Source organism: Thiolapillus sp. (assembly GCF_048562965.1).
In the GTDB taxonomy this organism is placed as follows: Bacteria; Pseudomonadota; Gammaproteobacteria; order Chromatiales; family Chromatiaceae; genus Thiolapillus; species Thiolapillus brandeum_A.
Map to the genome: position 1 here is coordinate 1 of NZ_JBHNMF010001163.1, position 816 is coordinate 816.

Genomic DNA, 816 nt, shown 5'->3' on the forward strand with positions numbered 1-816 from the left:
GTACTGGCCGATCTATGGCGAGAATGATGAAATCTGCTTCACCTGGTCGGATAGTCGGGGCAGCGCACACATCGAACAACAGCTCGAGGGTTTTTCCGGTGTGCTGCTCAGCGACGGCTATGCCGCCTATCCCGCATCGCTCACCGATCCCCTGGTTCCGGCGTTTTTGGGCGCCGGGACGTGGCCAAGATAGACCGATAGCCCATTTCTCCTGCCAAGGTACTCGCCGAGAGAAGTGATTCTCGTGTTTTTCGCTCTCCCGGGGCTCTGGAGGATGTTTTTTCGACGGAACAGACGCGCCGGCCCCTCAGCACCGGAGTCTGATCGGTTGTGTCAACGTTGCCGGATGTAATAGGGTTTATCCAGGGGGTGACCAGGCAGGGTGCTGCTTGAGATTGGCCAGGATCTGAGCGATGTCGCTGGCGTAGGGGTATGCTTCCGAGAAGGACAGCCAGACTTTGCGTGCTGTCAGGCGCAGGCGGGCGCCGATTTTCAGCAGCTTCAGACGGATCGTCGTGCTCTGGGCCTTGGCGAACGCCGTACCGGTCAGCCCCAGCCGGCGCAGGCCATGCAGCAGGACATAGGCGAAGGAAGAGAAGTACAGCCGCAGTTGGTTCGCCCGCAGGGTGGCACTGCTGGTGCGATCGGCGAACAGTCCCAGTTGCTGTTCTTTGATACGATTTTCCATCTCCCCTCGGGCACAGTAAAGATCTTCGTATAAATATTGGGCATCCGCGTCACGGGTGCTCAGGTTGGTGACGACAAAACGCGGATTGGCCTTGCCCGGCAGGTATTCCGCCTTGCCGATCACCCGCC

At 59.3% G+C, this 816-nt stretch carries 1 protein-coding gene and 1 pseudogene; one reads left to right on the forward strand and one right to left on the reverse strand.

Annotated elements, in window-relative coordinates:
* Positions 1–130, forward strand: a pseudogene (locus tag ACOCD2_RS23040) (IS66 family transposase); the annotation flags it as partial.
* A 228-nt stretch (positions 131–358) separates the two neighbouring features.
* On the opposite strand, the gene ACOCD2_RS23045 reads toward ACOCD2_RS23040, so the two are convergent.
* Positions 359–816: transposase (locus ACOCD2_RS23045; protein ID WP_419626219.1), on the reverse strand; the 458-nt coding region annotated here is incomplete at its 5' end.